The sequence below is a fragment of the Chitinophaga sp. RCC_12 genome, from assembly GCF_041360695.1.
GTDB lineage: Bacteria > Bacteroidota > Bacteroidia > Chitinophagales > Chitinophagaceae > Chitinophaga.
This window is the reverse complement of record NZ_JBFUPS010000010.1, coordinates 290,164-309,179: the sequence shown is the minus strand read 5'-3', so window position 1 is coordinate 309,179 and position 19,016 is coordinate 290,164. Positions and strand designations below refer to the sequence as shown.

At 46.2% G+C, this 19,016-nt stretch carries 16 protein-coding genes; 5 read left to right on the top strand and 11 right to left on the bottom strand.

Going from position 1 to position 19,016, the window contains the following annotated elements; genetic code table 11:
- Nucleotides 1–16 precede the first annotated feature (16 nt).
- Nucleotides 17–1,012: a DNA polymerase III subunit delta gene (gene holA / locus AB6805_RS26150; protein WP_370912406.1), complete on the bottom strand. Its 996-nt coding sequence runs from the start codon at nt 1,010–1,012 to the stop codon at nt 17–19.
- Between the two features lie 17 nt (nt 1,013–1,029).
- A complete protein-coding gene (locus AB6805_RS26145) occupies nt 1,030–1,722 on the bottom strand; it encodes a ribonuclease H-like domain-containing protein (RefSeq protein WP_370912405.1) in 693 nt (230 codons plus the stop codon).
- A 138-nt stretch (nt 1,723–1,860) separates the two neighbouring features.
- On the opposite strand from AB6805_RS26145, the gene AB6805_RS26140 reads away from it, so the two are divergent.
- Complete coding sequence (locus tag AB6805_RS26140; protein WP_370912404.1) at nt 1,861–2,823, top strand: hypothetical protein; 963 nt, start codon at nt 1,861–1,863, stop codon at nt 2,821–2,823.
- A gap of 355 nt (nt 2,824–3,178) precedes the next feature.
- Nucleotides 3,179–3,574, top strand: a complete 396-nt coding sequence (locus tag AB6805_RS26135; protein ID WP_370912403.1) for a response regulator — start codon at nt 3,179–3,181, stop codon at nt 3,572–3,574.
- A 75-nt stretch (nt 3,575–3,649) separates the two neighbouring features.
- Here the strand turns inward: AB6805_RS26135 and AB6805_RS26130 are convergent, their stop codons facing one another.
- A complete protein-coding gene (locus AB6805_RS26130) occupies nt 3,650–5,293 on the bottom strand; it encodes an ABC-F family ATP-binding cassette domain-containing protein (RefSeq protein ID WP_370912402.1) in 1,644 nt (547 codons plus the stop codon).
- A gap of 171 nt (nt 5,294–5,464) precedes the next feature.
- Here AB6805_RS26130 and AB6805_RS26125 point away from each other — a divergent pair, with 171 nt between their 5' ends.
- Entirely contained in the window at nt 5,465–6,127 is a 663-nt protein-coding gene (locus tag AB6805_RS26125) for a carbonic anhydrase (RefSeq protein ID WP_370912401.1), read from the top strand.
- A 2-nt stretch (nt 6,128–6,129) separates the two neighbouring features.
- The gene (gene murI / locus AB6805_RS26120) at nt 6,130–6,948 is read left to right on the top strand and encodes a glutamate racemase (RefSeq protein WP_370912400.1); all 819 of its coding nucleotides are present in this window, start codon (nt 6,130–6,132) and stop codon (nt 6,946–6,948) included.
- A 55-nt stretch (nt 6,949–7,003) separates the two neighbouring features.
- Here the strand turns inward: murI and AB6805_RS26115 are convergent, their stop codons facing one another.
- From AB6805_RS26115 to AB6805_RS26080, 8 genes are all read right to left on the bottom strand, one after another.
- Nucleotides 7,004–9,052: a S9 family peptidase gene (locus AB6805_RS26115; protein ID WP_370912399.1), complete on the bottom strand. Its 2,049-nt coding sequence runs from the start codon at nt 9,050–9,052 to the stop codon at nt 7,004–7,006.
- A gap of 138 nt (nt 9,053–9,190) precedes the next feature.
- Nucleotides 9,191–10,576 carry a Gfo/Idh/MocA family protein gene (locus AB6805_RS26110; protein WP_370912398.1) on the bottom strand — a complete coding sequence of 462 codons (1,386 nt, stop codon included), beginning with the start codon at nt 10,574–10,576 and terminating at the stop codon, nt 9,191–9,193.
- A 415-nt stretch (nt 10,577–10,991) separates the two neighbouring features.
- On the bottom strand, nt 10,992–11,756 hold the full coding sequence (locus AB6805_RS26105; protein ID WP_370912397.1) for a succinate dehydrogenase/fumarate reductase iron-sulfur subunit: 765 nt from the start codon (nt 11,754–11,756) through the stop codon (nt 10,992–10,994).
- 63 nt (nt 11,757–11,819) lie between these two features.
- Nucleotides 11,820–13,793: a fumarate reductase/succinate dehydrogenase flavoprotein subunit gene (locus AB6805_RS26100; RefSeq protein WP_370912396.1), complete on the bottom strand. Its 1,974-nt coding sequence runs from the start codon at nt 13,791–13,793 to the stop codon at nt 11,820–11,822.
- Nucleotides 13,794–13,812: 19 nt separating this feature from the next.
- The gene (locus AB6805_RS26095; protein ID WP_370912395.1) at nt 13,813–14,496 is read right to left on the bottom strand and encodes a succinate dehydrogenase cytochrome b subunit; all 684 of its coding nucleotides are present in this window, start codon (nt 14,494–14,496) and stop codon (nt 13,813–13,815) included.
- Between the two features lie 187 nt (nt 14,497–14,683).
- Nucleotides 14,684–15,247 carry a hypothetical protein gene (locus tag AB6805_RS26090; RefSeq protein WP_370912394.1) on the bottom strand — a complete coding sequence of 188 codons (564 nt, stop codon included), beginning with the start codon at nt 15,245–15,247 and terminating at the stop codon, nt 14,684–14,686.
- 31 nt (nt 15,248–15,278) lie between these two features.
- Complete coding sequence (gene murQ / locus AB6805_RS26085; RefSeq protein WP_370912393.1) at nt 15,279–16,097, bottom strand: N-acetylmuramic acid 6-phosphate etherase; 819 nt, start codon at nt 16,095–16,097, stop codon at nt 15,279–15,281.
- A 19-nt stretch (nt 16,098–16,116) separates the two neighbouring features.
- Nucleotides 16,117–16,965, bottom strand: coding sequence for a BadF/BadG/BcrA/BcrD ATPase family protein (locus AB6805_RS26080; RefSeq protein WP_370912392.1), 849 nt, complete (start codon nt 16,963–16,965; stop codon nt 16,117–16,119).
- A 216-nt stretch (nt 16,966–17,181) separates the two neighbouring features.
- Here AB6805_RS26080 and AB6805_RS26075 point away from each other — a divergent pair, with 216 nt between their 5' ends.
- On the top strand, nt 17,182–18,801 hold the full coding sequence (locus AB6805_RS26075) for a S41 family peptidase (protein ID WP_370912391.1): 1,620 nt from the start codon (nt 17,182–17,184) through the stop codon (nt 18,799–18,801).
- The last annotated feature ends 215 nt before the right edge of the window (nt 18,802–19,016 follow it).

The following is a 19,016-nucleotide window of genomic DNA, read 5'->3' as shown; positions in this document are numbered from 1 at the left end:
AAACAGCAATAATTAATTAATTCATCACCTTATACATCAGCTCTTTCATCAGTTCCCCGTCTTCCACACCGCTATCGTTAATTCCTATACTCCGCAGGTTATACTGGTGTAGCAGCAAAATAGCTTTTTCAGTTCCTTCGGGGCCGTATTGACGGGCAGCATTCATATAGTCCTTTACAAAAAACGGATGAACGCCCAGCGCGGTGGCCACCTCCTTTTCTCCGCCTTTTACACTGAAAATGAGGTTTACTTTTGCGAAAAAATTATAGAGCGCCGGCAACGTCATCTGGATGGGCGCTGCTTTGGGATTGGCGGCAAAGTAAGCGATGATCCGGAATACTTTAGCCGTATTCTTCTGTCCCAGGGCGTTTTGTAGTTCAAATACATTGTATTCTTTACTGATGCCCACATACTTTTCAATATCCGCTTCGTCGATCTTTTTCTGGGCCGGAAGGTTTACCAGCAATTTATCTATTTCATTGGAGATACGGGAAAGGTCGTTACCGATATGATCTACCAGGAGGATAGCCGCTTTTTGTGAGATGGCCAGTCCGCGGCTGCTCACATAGGTTTCAACCCACGCGGGCAGCTGGTTATCATATAATTTTTTGGTAGACAGGAGTACGCCTTTTTCCTTTATGAGCTTGGCCATTTTACTCCTGCCATCTATTTTGCCCTGCTTATGCGCCACTACAAACACCGTGGAAGTAAGCGGGTTATCGATATAGGTTTCCAGTTTCAGCAGATCGCGCATGGCCTGCGCCTCTTTGAGCAGTACCACCTGTCTTTCTGCAAACATCGGGTACCTGCGGCAGGCGTTGATCACCTGGCTCCAGTCGGTATCCTTTCCATAAAGGACCGTGAGGTTAAAGCCTCTTTCTGATTCAGGTAACAGCTCATGCTCTGCATAGCTGGTCACCTGGTCAATAAAAAAGTCCTCATCTCCTTCCAGCCAGTATAATGATTTGAATTTTTGCTGCTTCCAATCCCTGATGATATCCTGGTACTCCATTACTAGAATGCTTTTGTCTATTTTTTTACGATAATAATATCTTCCTGTGTCAATGCCGGTAAACGTTTGAACTTCAGCAGCAGCTGTGCTACCGCCAGTACATCCTTCTGGCAATAGGCGGCAATACGTTCCAGGTCTTTTTCTTCCCAGTATACCTTGCCTACCATGCTGCCGTCTATATCATCTTTGGGCGTATCAATACCCATAACGGCTGTTAGAAGTTTCAGGGAAATATAATGTTTAAAGTCCCCGAAGCGCCACAGATGCAGGGTATCGAGCATGGGAATTTCCCAGGGCTTAAATCCGTGCAGCTGTAAAGGCTGTGGCAAAGATAATTGATGGATAACAGACCTCCTGCAAATAAAAGGAATATCAAATTCTTTGATGTTATGCCCGGCAAACTGGAACCGGGGGTATTTCGCATAGAATTTATTGATTAATTCTAAAAATCCTGACAGCACAACTGCTTCATCATCATTACAAAATGATTTCAGCCTTAGCTGGTACCTGTTATTTTCAAGGCTGAAGAAGCCTGCAGAAATGCACACAATTTTCCCAAATTCGGCGTAGATGCCAGCCCTGTCAGCGTATGCTGAATCTTCATTTCCGGAAACTGGCGCAGTTTTTGCAATTTTGTCACGCCAGAGCTGTTGCATGTCTTCGGATAAGTGCTCTATAGCAGGAGCCGCGGGTGTTGTTTCTATGTCCAACAGTAATAATTGATCTAACGCAATATTTGGAAGCACGATTGAAAAACAGTTTTATAGCTATTTATAAAATAGGAATATTATAAGTACTTTTGAATAACAATTTTTAACCATATAACAATAAACATAAAACTCACAACTATGACGGAGAACACTTTTAATTCACCTGCACCGGGATCACCCGGACCAGAAAAACCACGTAGCCGCAACGGTCTAATTTACGGTATTTTAATTGCAGCATTAGCCGGTACCTGGATATATATGTTGTACGATAAAAATAAATCCAACGAGCAAATTGTTCAAAAAAGCACCCAGATAGATTCGATCTCTTCGTCACGTGACGCACTGCAGCAGGAATATAATGCGGCCAATGCCCGCCTGGATGATCTGGTTTCACAGAACACCCGGATGGATAGCCTGGTTAAAACAAAAGATAAGGAAATACAGGATATGAAAGCCAGGATCTCTACTATCCTGAACAACAAAAATGCTACACAGGCGCAACTGGCGGAAGCCCGTCGTTTGATTGAGCAGCTGAAATCCAATATTGAAGGTTATTCAGAAACTATTGAACGCCTGGAAGGTGAAAAAATAGTATTGGCTGGTGAAAGAGATTATGCACGTAAAGAGCGCGACTCTGTGTCTGTGGTAAAGGACAGTCTGAATAAAAAAGTGGACCTGGGTTCCGTACTCCATGCTTCCAACATTAAACTGTTACCGATCCGTGTAAAGAATAACGGTAAAGAAGTAGAAACCAGCAAAGCAAAACGCGCTGATATGATGCGGGTTACTTTTGACCTGGACGACAACCGTATTGCACCAACCGGTGATAAAGAAATTTTTGTGGCTATTACTGCTCCGGATGGAGCGCCACTGGCTGTAGAAGCGCTTGGTTCCGGCCGTTTTACACTGGAAGATGGTACTGAAAAATTATATACTGCCAAGAAAACAGTTGCTTATACTACTGGTCAGAAACAAACCGTAAGCATGGACTGGAAACAGAACTCCGATTTCAAGGTAGGCGATTATGCCGTTGAAATCTATCACAATGGTTTCAAAATAGGACAAGGTAAAGTAACACTGAAAAAAGGCGGCTTGTTTTAGTAACAATCAGCATTCAGGATAAAGTCGATGGCCGGAGTAAAGATTATTCTTTTACTCCGGCCATTCGCTTTTGTGGCGGTTTTATAGCGGATTCATGGTATTTTTTTCGCTTATCTCATTTGTTAATGATTAGTTATTGACAAAAAGATATATATAAAAATAAAATTAAATTAACGTTCTTTGCTGCACAATTAAAGATAGCCGGAGGCCACTGCACTCCCCTGACCAATGCTTAAGAAGAAGAATTTGACAGGCATATGATGCCGGTTTAGCCCGTGATTCATTCCTTAACATCGTCTTATGTGCGCCTTTTGTTATTATTGGATAAGATCAGAAGCCCAATTAAAACCGAAGCATGGAAGACATGAATAAAATAGTGTACGTTGTAGATGATGATGAAATATTTCATTTTATCATCAAAAAAATGTTGGGGCACCAAAGCAATCACCTGATAGTTACCTCTTTTCTCTGTGCAGAAGAGGCCCTGGAGCAGCTTTCCACTACCCCGCAAACTACCTTACCCTCTCTTATCATTCTTGATATGAATATGCAGCGAATGAATGGCTGGGATTTTATTGAGGCCTACAGAGGATTGAAAACCTCTCTGAAAAATACCATCCCGATTATAATGTGTTCTTCCTCTGTGGATGTACGCGACATGCAAAAAGTGCAGCATACGCCGGAGCTGATGGCGTACATTACAAAGCCGCTCGATAAAAATAAATTAAAAGTAATAGAGGAGTATCTGTAAGATATAAAACACCATTAAAAAAAGAAGCGAATGATCGGCAGACCATTCGCTTCAATTATTTCAGTTATCTTTCTTTTACGCTAAAACCGCGCTGCCGTACATTTCTTCACGCAGTGCTTTCACACGCTCATCTGCCAGGTACTCATCAAAGGTCATCAGCCTGTCGATAATGCCTTTAGGCGTCAGCTCAATAATACGGTTCGCTACTGATTGCATGAAGGTATGGTCATGGGTAGTGAACAACACCACGCCTTTGTAGTTGATCATACTTTCGTTGAAAGACTGGATAGATTCCAGATCCAGGTGGTTGGTAGGCTCATCAAGTATCAGCACATTGGGATCCTGCAGCATCATGCGGCTGATCATGCAACGTACTTTTTCACCACCACTCAGCACCGAAGTTTTCTTCATGATCTCATCTCCGCCGAATAACATCTTACCCAGGAATCCACGCAGGAAAGGCTCATCCACATCTGTTACGTGTGGTGGTACGTATTGACGCAGCCAATCCATCAGGTTCAGGTCTTTATTGGTAAAGAACGCGGAGTTGTCGTTTGGCAGGTAGGCACTGGTAACAGTGGTACCCCATTCAAACTTGCCACCGTCGGCTTTTGCTTCATTGTTGATCACTTCAAAGAAAGTAGTGAGGGCCAGGTGATCTTTAGACAGGAATGCGATCTTATCTCCCTTGTTAACGGAGAACGTAACATCTGTAAAGAGTTTGCGGCCATCCACCAGTTTTTCCAGTTTTTCTATGTTCAGGATCTGGTTACCTACTTCACGCTGTTGCTTGAAGATGATACCCGGATACTTACGGTTAGAAGGCTGGATATCTTCCACCACCAGTTTTTCGAGGGCTTTCTTACGGGAAGTAGCCTGCTTACTTTTGGAGGCGTTGGCGCTAAACCGGGCGATAAAGTCCATGAGGTCTTTACGCTTATCTTCCATTTTCTTGTTCTTGTCTGCCATCTGGCGGGCCATCAACTGGGATGATTCGTACCAGAAGGTATAGTTACCACTGAAGATCTGGATTTTTGCACGGTCCACATCTGCCACATGCGTACATACGGCATCCAGGAAGTGACGGTCGTGGGATACCACGATCACAATATTTTCGTAGTCGGCCAGGAAGTTTTCCAGCCAGCCAATGGTTTCCACGTCAAGGTCATTCGTAGGCTCATCCAGCAGCAGGATATCAGGATTACCGAACAGCGCCTGTGCAAGCAGTACCCGCACTTTAAGGCTACCGGCAATATCTTTCATGAGCACTCCATGCATTTCTTCCTTCACACCCAGATCGCTCAGCAGTACTCCTGCATCACTTTCTGCGGTATAACCACCCATTTCGCCATACTCAGCCTCCAGTTCGCCTGCGCGCATACCGTCTTCTTCGGTAAAATCTTCCTTGGCGTAAATAGTGTCCCTTTCGTGCGCTATTTCCCAAAGCTTCTTATTACCCATCAATACGGCATTCAGTACGGTAACCTCATCAAACCCAAAGTGGTTCTGCGTGAGCACGCTCATGCGCTCACCGGGGGTGATTTCCACAGTACCTTTATTCGGTTCTATTTCACCGGACAATATCTTCAGAAAAGTAGACTTACCTGCTCCATTGGCCCCAATCACACCATAACAGTTCCCTTTTGTGAAATTGAGGTTTACTTCGTCAAACAATACTCTCTTACCAAAAGAGAGCGTTACGTTTTTAACACTGATCATGCTGGCTATGTAAATTTTGAAGCTGCGAAGGTACAGATTTTATGCGGGGTTTCCAAGAAGACGTCCTGCCAGGCATATCAATAAAAAGTACTCGTTAACCCATTCATCATGAAAGGGTTGTCTGCATTTATCCTTTCTATGCGTATCTTTAGCGCATAAAAATGGAACCGCATGACAGCATATAACGAGATATTTGAGAACAACAAACGTTGGGTAGCTTCCAAAGTGGCCACAGACACGGAGTTTTTCGAAAAAATGGCCGACTCCCAGAAACCGGACTATCTGTATATCGGTTGTAGCGACAGCCGCGTTCCCACCAATGAAATCATGGGACTCGAAGCAGGTGAAGTTTTTGTACACCGCAATATTGCCAACCTTGTTCCCAATACCGACCTCAACGTAATGGGCGTTATCAATTATGCGGTAGTACACCTGGAAGTAAAACATATCATTGTATGCGGGCATTACAACTGCGGCGGCGTAAAGGCAGCTATGCAGGCGAAAGATCTAGGCATCCTGAATCCCTGGCTGCGCAACATCCGCGATGTTTACCGCCTGCACATGGATGAACTCAACGCTATCACCGACGAACATGCACGGTATAACCGCCTGGTTGAACTCAATACCCAGGAACAATGTATTAACGTAATCAAAACCGCAGCGGTACAGAAGTCATATGTAGGAAAAGGATTCCCTACCGTACACGGCTGGGTGTATGACCTGAAAAACGGCATGCTGAAAGACCTGGAAATTGATTTCGAAGGCGTACTGCACGAAATTCAAAAGATCTATGACTTAACAGGTTCCGGCCTGATGCAAAAAGATACCGAATAATCATGGGTCCGATCGGCATATTCGACTCCGGCTACGGCGGATTAACCGTACTCAGGGAAATAGTAGCGGAACTCCCGCAGTACGATTACATCTACCTGGGCGACAATGCCCGTGCGCCCTATGGCAACCGCGGCTTTGATACCATTCACGCCTATACGCTGGAATGTGTACAAAAACTGTTTGCAATGGGTTGCCCGCTGGTGATCCTGGCCTGTAACACTGCTTCTGCCAAAGCGCTGCGCACCATCCAGCAGAAAGATCTGCCCAATATAGCTCCTGACAACCGGGTACTGGGCGTGATCCGTCCTACGTCTGAAATGGTGGGCACCATCACGCAAACCGGTGAAGTAGGTATACTCGCCACCAATGGTACGGTATCATCTGAATCCTACCCGCTGGAAATCCATAAGTTTTTCCCGCATGTAAAAACACATCAGCTGGCCTGCCCCATGTGGGTACCGCTGATTGAAAATAACGAACATGAAAGCGAAGGAGCAGACTACTTTGTAAAGGAATACCTGGATAAGATATTATTGGGCTCACCAGGTATCGATACCCTGGTACTCGGTTGCACTCACTATCCCCTGCTGATGAAAAAGATCAAACAGTTTTTACCAGGCGGTATTACTGTTTTGTCGCAGGGCAAAATTGTGGCGCACAGCCTGAAAGACTACCTGAAACGTCATCCTGAAATGGAAAGCAGGCTGAGTAAGCAACAGCAGCGTAGCTTTTATACAACAGATGATCCCGGAATTTTTGATAAGATGGCGGAGATCTTTTACGGGCAAACAGTAACGTCTGCAAAAATGCTCACCAAATAAAAAAAGCCTGCCGGCATCATGTACCGGCAGGCTTTTAATTTTTTTATATCCTTCCTTACTTCCCTTCAAGCTTCAGCAGGAATGAATACTCCAACGCCACTTCCTCCAGCGCTTTAAACCTTCCGGAGGCGCCACCGTGGCCGGCTTCCATATTGGTATGCAACAGCAGTAAATGATGATCTGTTTTCATTTCCCTTAATTTCGCCACCCATTTTGCCGGCTCCCAGTATTGTACCTGTGAATCGTGCAGCCCGGTGGTTACCAGCATATTCGGATACGCCTTATGCTCCACGTTATCGTAAGGAGAATAGGACTTCATATAATCGTACGAGTCTTTGTTTTTTGGATTGCCCCACTCATCAAACTCACCAGTGGTAAGCGGAATACTTTCATCGAGCATGGTGGTAACCACATCCACAAAAGGTACCTGTGCCACGATGCCATTGAACAAGGTAGGCTCCATATTAGCTACAGCCCCCATCAGCAGACCGCCTGCACTGCCTCCCATTGCATAAAGATGCGCGGTATCCGTGTAATGTTGCTGTATCAGGAAATTGGCGCAGGCAATGAAATCGGTAAAGGTGTTTTTCTTTTTAAACATCTTGCCATCTTCATACCATTGCCGTCCCATTTCCTGGCCTCCGCGGATATGCGCGATCGCAAAAGCAAAACCACGATCCAGTAAACTTAACCGGGTAGAACTGAAAGTGGCATCCATGCTGTTGCCGTAAGAACCATAACCATACAGCAATAACGGCCCCTTGCCATTTTTCTCAAACGTTTTCTTATATACAATAGACACCGGAATTTTAGTACCGTCTGTGGCGGTGGCAAACAACCGCTCTGTTGCATAATCTTTCGGATCATAGCCGCCAAGTACTTCCTGCTGACGCTTCAGTTCATTGGCGCCCGTTTCCATATTGTAATCATACACCGAGTTGGGTGTGATCATGGAAGTATAGTTATACCGCAGTTCCTTGCTGTCCATTTCCGGGTTGCTGCTTACGGAAGCAGTATACGCTGCTTCTGAAAATGGCAGGTACTTTTCCGTGTGGGTTTTATCATTGATGATCCGGATATGGGTTAAACCGCCCTTTCTTTCTTCCAATACCGTAAACTCTTTAAACAGCTCCACTCCTTCCAGCAATACATCGCTGCGGTTAGGGATCAGTTCTTTCCAGTTTTCACGGGAAGTTTTATCCAGCACGGTTTCCATCAGGCGGAAGTTGAGCGCGTTCCAGTTGGTGGTGATGTAGAATTTATCATCACGGTGATCCACATGGTACAGCATATCTTTTTCACGCGGTTGGAAAATGCGGAATGCTTCGTTGGGTTTAGCCGCATCCAGTATCCTGCTTTCGGACGATAAAGTGCTTTCGCTGTTGATGATAATATACTTGCCGGATTTTGTTTTAGATACATCCACATCAAACGTTTCATCTGCTTCGTGATACACTTCTTTGTCGGCTGCAACGCCCAGTGAATGCCGCATGATACGATCGGCCCGGAGGGTAACGGTATCTTTGCGGGAGTAGAACAAGGTTTTGTTATCACTGGCCCAGGTGCTGCCGGCGGTGGTTTCATGAATTTCATCCGTGAGCAGTTCGTTTGTTTCCAGGTTTTTGATCCGGATGGTATAACGTCTGCGGCTGACGGTATCTATTCCGTAGGCGAGTAATTTTGCATCGGGGCTTACACTCAGGCCGGCCACGTGGCAATAGGCATGGCCTGCAGCCAGTTCATTCACGTTCAGCATTACCTCTTCAGGTGCTTCCAGGCTGCCTTTTTTACGGCAATGCACCGGGTATTCCTTTCCTTCTTCATAACGGGTATAGTAGTAATAACCGTTTTTAAGATAGGGCACACTCATGTCTGTTTCCTTGATCCGGGATTTCATCTCGGTAAAGAGTTTTTCGCGGAGCTTTTTTTCGGGCGACAGGATCGTGTCGAGGTAAGCGTTTTCTGCGTTCAGCCAGGCCAGTACTTTCGGATTTTCCCGGTCATTCATCCAGTAGTAATTATCGATCCGTTTGTCGCCGTGGATGCTGAGTTCTTTAGCTATCTTTTCTGCTACCGGAGGTTTTATATCAGCCTGGTCGTTCATAGTATTTTTCTTTTGATTACAAGACAAAAGCACCGTTCCCAAAAGCAACCAACAATTACCCTGGAAGTTTTTAAACATAGGAGATAGATTTAAATAGTAAGGTTTTAACTCAAAAGCATTACAAATTACGAATTCTCCCTACACTATTTTCATATTTACCGGGTCCCAGTTGATCAGTTTTTTGCTGAAGTAACTTTCATTTGTAACCAGGGCTGGTCCTGCGGCGCGAAGACCGAATACGGCGTCTTCCACCACGGGCTTACCGGAGCGCATGGATTCAAAGAAATTGGTGAAATGTTCCAGCCGGTCATCGTATCCTTTGGGAGGAGCATAGGAGTTGGATGTTTCGATGGCATTGCGTTTATCTGCCGGGTATTTGGCATTATACTCTTTCACATATTGCGCTTGTTGTGCTTTGGTGAAAGTGTTATAAGTGTCCCAGCCGCCATAACCTGGCGCTTCGGGCAGTTTGTGTTTTTTGATTTTAAAGTCGTTCCAACCCAGTTCCAGTACACCTTCGGTGCCAATAAAACGGGTATATTCCCCACCGCCGCTGCCGTCGGCGAAATTCACGCGGAGTGTCATCTGGAAGGCGGGATGTTCTTTTGTTTCGGGATAGTCAAAAATAGCTACTACCACATCCGGCACATCGCGGCCATCTTTCCATTGTACCAGGTTGCCACTGGCATAAATCGACGTGGGGCCAAGCGATCCGGTAATAAAATGCAGGCCGGAGATCAGGTGTACAAAGAGGTCACCTGGTATACCGGTGCCATACGCGCGGTAATTACGCCAGCGGAAAAAACGCACCGGGTCGAAAGGCACCTTGAAGGTATCTTTCAGGAAGGTATCGAAATCCACGGTAGCTGGGGATGCATCCGGCGGGATGGAATATTGCCAGGCGCCGAGTGCGCTGTGGCGGTCCATCCGGGCTTCCACTACATTCAGCCGTCCTATTTCACCGGCCTGGTAACGTTTACGCGCCTCCGCAAGCGCTACGCTGCTCACGCGCTGGCTACCCACCTGGAAAACGGCCTTGGTGCGTTGTTGTGCGGCAATTACTTTATGGCCTTCTTCTATCTGCTGTACCATCGGCTTTTCGCAATACACCGCTTTACCGGCTTCCATTGCAGCGATGGCAATCGTATCGTGCCAGTGATCGGGCGTAGCTACAATAATGGCGTCTATATCTTTTCGTTTGAGTAATTCGCGGTAGTCGCGGGTGGTGTATACCTGCGGACCAAACACTTCCTTCACTTTGTCGAGGTGACCGGTGTACAGGTCGGCGGCGCCCACAAATTCCACTCCCGGCACTTTGATAGCAGTTTCCACATCTCCGAATCCCATAATACCCATTCCTACGCACGCGATACGGATTTTGTCGCTGGGAGCGATCCTTTTTTCGGGCTGCAGGATTTCTACGTGTTCCTTTTCATTTGCGAGGGCCGCCAGCTGGCCAATTCCGAGCAGTGCGGCGGTGCTGCCGATGTGTTTGATAAACTTTCTGCGTGATTGTTCTGACATATGTTCTCTGTTTTACATTTCGTGGAAAAAACACATGATAGTAAAAAAATTTAGAAAGATAAAGTTGGATGGATGAGCGGGGGGAGCGGAGGTTGTCTTTCTCAGGATTACGCTGATTATGCTGATTTGGGGGATTTTATTTTTTTGGATTTTGTAAATGATTAAAAAAGTTTGGGGAGATAATAGCGGTTTTGGATTTTTTTGGAAGATTTTTAGTTTTTAGGAGAGATAAAAAGAAAGGAGATAAGAATGAACAAGCCATTCTTATCTCCTTAATATATTAAAAGAAAAAAATCAAGGTAATCAGCTTAATCAGTGTAATCCTGAGTAAGACAAACTTCGCTTATTAAAAGAAAAAAATCAAGGTAATCAGCTTAATCAGCGTAATCCTGAGTAAGACAAACTCCGCGCGCGTTTATTTCTCAGAAGAAAATCCTGCTCCAATGAACTCCCGGTTGAGGCGGGCGATATTGGTGAGGGAAATTTCCTTCGGGCATTCTGCTTCGCAGGCGCCGGTGTTGGTACAGCTGCCGAAGCCTTCCTTATCCATTTGCGCTACCATGTTGAGGGCGCGGGTTGTTCTTTCAGGCTGACCCTGTGGCAGCAATGCCAGCTGGGATACTTTGGCTGATACGAACAGCATGGCGGAAGAGTTCTTACAGGCGGCTACGCAGGCGCCGCAACCGATACAGGCAGCAGCTGCGAAAGCCAGGTCGGCTTTGTTTTTGTCTACCGGTAAACAGTTCGCATCCTGTGCGTTACCTGTGTTTACGGAAATATAACCACCTGCTTCAATGATGCGGTCGAAAGCAGATCTGTCTACTGTCAGATCTTTAATTACCGGGAATGCGCCTGCTCTCCAGGGTTCTACCGTAATGGTATCGCCATCTTTGAAAGCGCGCATGTGCAGCTGGCAGGTAGTAGTACCATCCCACGGACCGTGTGCGCGGCCGTTGATATGCATGGAGCACATACCGCAGATACCTTCGCGGCAATCGTGGTCAAATGCTATTGGTTCTTTGCCTTCATTGATCAGCTCTTCATTCACTACATCAAACATTTCCAGGAAAGACATTTCAGAAGAAATGTTTTTTGCCTGTAAAGTTTCAAATCTACCCTGATCGTTTTTGTTTTTCTGCCTCCACACTTTTAATGTGAGGTTCATGTTATAATGTTCCATATACCTTGGACAATTATTTGATTTATAATCCTGGCTAACCGTTAAACGGTTTACCAATAACCATTATTTGTAGCTACGCTGTGTTGGTTTACATTCAACGAATTCCAGCGGTTCTTTGTGCAGTTCGTACTGGCCATCGCCTTTGTATTCCCATGCAGATACGTAGCTGAAGTTTTCGTCGTCACGTTTGGCTTCTCCTTCCTCTGTTTGTGATTCTTCGCGGAAGTGGCCACCACACGATTCGCGGCGGTTCAGTGCATCGATACACATTAATTCGCCCAGCTCCAGGAAGTCGGCCACACGACCGGCTTTTTCCAGTTCGGGATTGAACTCATTGGCTTCGCCGGGAACACGCACATCTCTCCAGAACTCCGCACGCAGCGCTTTGATTTCTTCGATCGCTTCTTTCAGGCCCTGTTCATTACGCGCCATACCACATTTGTCCCACATGATTTTACCAAGTTTCTTGTGGAAGAAATCGACTGATTTGGTGCCTTTGATGTTGATGAGCTTATTAACGGTTTCCCTTACTTTATTTTCTGCTTCCACGAAAGCGGGATGGTCGGTAGGGATTGCCTTTGTGCGGATTTCATCTGCGAGGTAGTTACCTACTGTGTAAGGAATCACGAAGTAGCCGTCGGCCAGGCCCTGCATCAGTGCAGATGCACCCAGGCGGTTAGCGCCGTGATCGGAGAAGTTTGCTTCTCCCAGGGAATATAATCCTGGAACGGTGGTACCCAGTTCATAATCCACCCAGAGGCCACCCATTGTGTAGTGTACTGCAGGATAGATACGCATGGGCAGTTCGTAAGGATTTTCACCGGTGATTTTGGCGTACATGTCGAACAGGTTACCATATTTCTCGGCTACTACTTCTTTACCCAGTTTAATCACTTCTTCTTTGGAAACATTGGAGAGCTGGCGTTTGCCCACTTCAATATTACCATAACGTTCGATGGCTGCGGCAAAGTCGAGATATACTGCCTGTTTGGAAGTACCTACGCCATAACCGGCATCGCATCTTTCTTTTGCTGCACGGGAGGCCACGTCGCGGGGAACGAGGTTACCGAATGCAGGATATCTTCTTTCCAGGTAGTAATCCCTTTCGTCTTCAGGAATGTCGCTGGCTTTGCGGGTATCGTTTTGTTTTTTAGGCACCCAGATACGACCATCATTACGCAGTGATTCTGACATGAGGGTCAGTTTCGACTGGTGATCGCCGGAAACCGGGATACAGGTAGGGTGGATCTGTGTAAAGCAGGGGTTAGCGAAGTAAGCGCCGTTTTTAGTTGCTTTCCAGGCGGCGGTTACGTTAGAACCCATGGCGTTGGTAGACAGGTAGAATACGTTGCCATAACCACCGCTGCAGATCAGTACGGCATGACCGAAATGGCGTTCCAGTTCGCCGGTGATCAGGTCGCGTGCAATGATACCGCGTGCTTTACCATCGATTTTCACGATGTCGAGCATTTCGTGGCGGTTGTACATTTTCACGTTGCCGAGTGCTACCTGGCGTTCCAGTGCGGAGTAGGCGCCGAGGAGCAGCTGCTGACCGGTTTGACCGGCGGCATAAAAAGTACGCTGTACCTGTGTACCACCGAAAGAGCGGTTACTTAACAGGCCACCGTATTCACGTGCAAAGGGAACACCCTGTGCCACGCACTGATCTATAATATTACCGCTCACTTCTGCCAAACGGTGTACGTTCGCTTCGCGGGCGCGGTAGTCACCACCTTTTACTGTGTCGTAGAACAAGCGGAAAACAGAGTCACCGTCATTCTGATAATTTTTGGCCGCATTGATACCACCCTGGGCAGCAATACTGTGTGCGCGGCGCGGACTATCCTGAAAGCAGAATGCTTTTACTTTATATCCCAACTCTCCTAATGAAGCCGCTGCTGAAGCGCCGGCCAAACCAGTACCAATAATGATCACTTCCAGGTTGCGCTTATTGGCAGGGTTCACCAGTTTACAGTGTCCTTTATAGTCTTCCCATTTGGAATTTAATGGTCCGGCAGGAATTTTTGCGTCAAACATATATCCTTACTTTACAGAATTATTTGAAATAGATTACAACGGGGATGATAGCAAAACCGACAGGAATTGCGATACCAAACAACCATATGCCAATGAAGCTGAGTAAGCCGTTGTATTTTTTATGATTTAAACCAAAGGTCTGACAGGCGCTTTTAAAGCCGTGGATCAGGTGGAAAGACAAACCGATCATTCCGATCACGTATAATGCAACCAACCAGCCGTTCTTAAAGGTATCATAAGATAAAGCGTACAGGTCTTTCAACGGTTCAATGCTGCCTTCATAAGTACGGGTGGGCATTTCCGCATAGTGGAATTGTCCCCAGAAATTAACCAGGTGGATAACAATGAAGATGAAGAGAATACTTCCCATAATGGCCATCTGACGACTGAACCAGGAAGATGTCTGATTACCCGGGTTGATGGTATATTTCACCGGACGGGCTGCTCTGTTGCTGAATGTGAGCTGGAGCGCAATGATGGCGTGCAGCAGTATCACAATTTTCAGCCCCCAGGCAATAAACTGAATCAGGCTGTTGTGTCCCATAAACGCAGCATATGCGTTAAAGGCCTTGCCTTCGTCGTTGTACAACAGCTGGAAATTACCTGCCAGATGTACAATAACAAAACTGCAAAGAAACAAGCCGGTAGCACCTACCAATAACTTCTTACCGATAGAGGTATTAAAAAACTGTGACCACTTCATAAGTAAAATTCTAAGCTTCCTAGTATAAAAAGATGTTTGAAATGTCGGGCAAATTTAACGCAGGAAAAATAAAAACCAAATGATATTTATCAGGTTTTTATACGCATATATTATTATTCACATGCACTATGTATTCATAATCATACAAACACGCATAATATCTTTCATTTTGTAATGAAAATTAATATTATTCCAGCCGTTTTAACATGATATTATCCACCATATTGAACAGGTGTAATGGTTGATATGTACGCCATTTATCGTCGTCGAGCAGGTGAACATAGTAGTGCAGACGGGCTCTTTCAAACTCTTCACGGGTTTGTACCGGCATGTTCAGGCTTACGATCCAGCCGCCTTCATCGCGGATATCTTCCCACCATTCTTCATAATAACAATCATCAGAAGAATGGAAGTTCATCACATTTTCCGTGATGAGGATATATTTTGTGATGCCTTGGGCGATGAGGGTATCGATGATGTTACGCTTCATGGTCATGATGTCGTTATCAATGGCATCATTCCATTCTCCCAGTAATTCTATGATAGCGAAGTTAAACTGGTAATCGATGAAGAGGATTTTCATGTACAGGTTGCGTGAGCCAAATTCATCCCATTGTGGATGTATATAATAGTTATACACCGAATTGGAATATTCAAACTCACTGTATTCCCTTCCATAAAAGGGAGAGTACTCATCTTCTTCGGCGGTGTACAAATGCCGCCAGTTGTAATATGGCTCTATGTTGTGCATACCTGGTTTATGGGTGCAAAGGTTTTTTAAATCATTTTCCGGTGAAGTCGTCCACCGCTTTTTTCACGCTGCCGGCCTTTAACAGCAGTTGTTGCGCCTGTTCATAATCGGTAAGCGATAATTGTTCCATCAGCATTTTCACGCCCCGGTCCACCAGTTTTTCGTTACTGAGCTGCATGTTCACCATTTTGTTATCTTCCACCCTGCCGAGCTGGATCATCACGGCTGTAGACAGCATGTTCAGTACCAGTTTCTGCGCAGTGCCGCTTTTCAGGCGTGTGCTGCCCGTTACAAACTCCGGTCCTACCACTACCTCCACGGGGAAATCGGCTGCCGCAGATACCGGCGTATCCGGGTTACAGCTGATGCTGCCCGTAACGATACCGTGCTTGCGGCATTCGTTGAGCGCGCCTATTACATAAGGCGTGGTACCGCTGGCAGCGATGCCCACTACCACATCTTTACCGGTGATATTGTATGCCTGCAGATCTTCCCAGCCCTGCGTGCGGCTGTCTTCCGCAAACTCCACGGCTTTGCGTATGGCCGTATCGCCGCCGGCAATCAATCCTACTACCAGGCCTTGCGGCACGCCAAAAGTAGGCGGGCATTCGGAGGCGTCTACCACACCTAAACGGCCGCTGGTACCGGCGCCCATATAAAAGAGGCGGCCACCTGCCAGCATTTTATCGGCTACGGCTGTTACCAGTTTTTCTATTTGCGGGATGGCTTTTTCCACGGCTAACGGAACGGTCTGATCCTCTTTGTTCATATTGGTCAGCAGTTCCTGCACGCTCATCTTTTCAAGGTGACGATAGTGTGAGGCCTGTTCCGTTACTTTTACAAATGACATATTGAATGCTTAAAAATGATTAACGATGATATTCCAGCAAGCCTTCCATGGGCGTGCGCAGCACTTTGCCCATAGGCAATTCATACAGTTCACACAATTCGCTGATGATGTCGCGGAAGTGCCAGGCAACACCACCGGTAAAATGCAGTGCCGTGGTCCAGCTTTCCCGGTATTTATAAATATGATTAAAGAAGAAGTCGTTCAGCCCGTCTTCCAGGATGTTCTGGATCATATAATGCTCGCGGTTTTCCGACAGGAACTCTGTAAACCCTGCCAGGTAGCGGTTGGCTAACGGCTTCCGGTATACGCTTTCCAGGATCTCATCTTTATTGGTATGGTACTTATATTCAAAGCGGGCGTGCAGGTCGTCATCAAAACTATGATAGAGGTAATACTGCAGCACCTTACGCCCGAGGTAGGCGCCACTGCCTTCATCACCCAGGATAAAGCCCAGGCCCGGATTATTTTTCACCACTTCCTTACCATCATAGTAACAGGAATTGGAGCCGGTACCCAAAATGCTTACTACCCCTCCCTGCGTGCCGCAAAGTGCGCGGGCTGCGCCCATGAGGTCGTGCTGCACATCAAATGCAGCCGCCGGCCATACTGCCTTTATTGCATCGGATACCAGTTGCAGGTTCTTGGGTTGCGACAGGCCTGTTCCATAAAAGTATACGTCCGTTACCGGTTGGCCGGCAGGTAACTGGGGAACCAGTTCCGTTTCGAAGATGGCCTTGATCTGCTCCGCAGATTGAAAATACGGGCTCACACCCTGCGTTTTCAATACCAGCGGTTCCGCCGCGCCCAGCAAGCCCCATTCCGTCTTCGTAGATCCGCTGTCTGCTATTAACTTTATTCCAGCACCCATATCCGGTTATTTATGAAATTTAAGAATCCTAAAAGTTTGCACCCGATTTATGCTATTTTTGTCACAATTTAAACAAAAGGGGTTCATAAAAACAAATGGCCCCTTTAAGTTTAGGTGATGATGATACATGTATGCAGCAGATTGCTTTCCGCCAGGTGCTTTTGCTACATGGATATAAAGATTGGTCATATAAATTAGCGGGATAATAATCTGATTATGTCTAACAGGAAGTTGAATGTTTTTTTACCTCTTCTCTTTGCAGTTGTATTAGCCCTGGGAATGTTCCTCGGACATAAAATGCCTGGATCGAACAACGGAGGGGCGACTGTATTTTTTACCAAACCCAACAGGGGCCCGTTGCAGGAAGTAATGGACCTGATCAAAGCGAAATATGTAGATTCACTCAATACAGACGATTTACAGCAGGAAGCGATAGAAGGATTATTAACCCACCTGGACCCTCACTCCATATATATACCTCCTTCCGAACTGCAACGGGTGAATGAAGATATGGAAGGTAACTTTGAAGGGATCGGGGTAGAATTCAATATCACGGCAGATACAGTGAACGTGGTGAGTGTGCTGAGCGGCGGACCGTCTGAAACTGCGGGTGTGCAAACCGGCGATAAGATCCTGAAAGTGAACGACAGCCTCGTAGCCGGCAACAGCATTACTCCTGAAAAGATCCGCAAACTGCTGAGAGGCCCCGCAGGTTCTACTGTGAATACCATTGTATTGAGACAGGATAAAAAGATTACCATTCCCATCAAAAGAGGCGTTATTCCTTTGTATAGTGTAGACGCCAGCTACATGGCAGCTCCCGGTGTAGGTTATATCAAGATCAGTAAATTCTCCGCTACCACCTACGATGAGTTTATGAAAGCTATCCGTCAGCTGGAAAAACAAGGCATGGAGAAACTGGTCATTGACCTCAGGCAGAACCCCGGCGGCTACCTGGATGCAGCTACCCGCATAGCCGATGAACTCATCGACGACCAGAAACTGATTGTATATACGAAGGGAAAAGATTTCCCGCGTACGGATTATAAAACGAAACGACCGGGTCTTTTTGAAAGAGGCGCCCTCGCGGTACTTACTGATGAAGGCTCTGCATCCGCCAGCGAAATTCTTGCCGGCGCCATACAGGACTGGGACCGTGGCACCGTTATTGGCCGCCGCACCTTTGGTAAAGGCCTGGTACAGGAACAATATGACCTGGACAACGGAGGCGCTTTGCGTCTTACCGTAGCCCGCTACTACATCCCTTCTGGCAGAAGTATTCAGAAACCCTACGGAAAAGGACATGATGATTATGATGACGACATCATTGAACGTTACCACCATGGCGAAATGGTAAACAAAGACAGTATCAAAATTATAGATACTGTACTTTATAAAACAGCAGCGGGCCGCCCGGTTTACGGCGGTGGCGGTATTACGCCGGATATTTTCATTCCGTTTGATACCTCCCGCTTTACGCCTACTTTAACAGCCATTTATACCCGCAATACGTTTAGCAATTTTGCGTATCAATATTATACCACGCACCGGGAAACCTTCAAGTCCTATAAGAATGCAGAAGCTTTCACCAAAAACTTCCAGACCACACCGGAACTGATCAGCGACTTTAAAGCGTACGCCCAAAAAGACAGCGTACCTGGCCTGGATCATCTTACTGCCCGTGACGAAACAGAAATCCGTACAAGGCTCAAAGCCATGCTGGCCCGCCAGCTGTACAGAACAGAAGGTTTCTACGAAGCCATTAACGCCGAAGACCCTATGGTAAAGAAAGCCCTCGAAGTAGTGGGCAAGGAAAAAGGCGCGTCGGCGGAGTGACGGATCGCCTTCGGCGATTTTAAATTGTCTTGGGCACTGATTACGCTGATTATACTGATTATTCGGATTTGATCATATTTGATTTTTAAAGATTAAGGGAGATAGAAGTGAATACTCACTTTTATCTCCCTTAGTTATTTATAAAAAATCTGAAAATCAAATTTGATTCTAAAGATTAAGGGAGATAAAAGTGAGTATTCACCTCTATCTCCCTT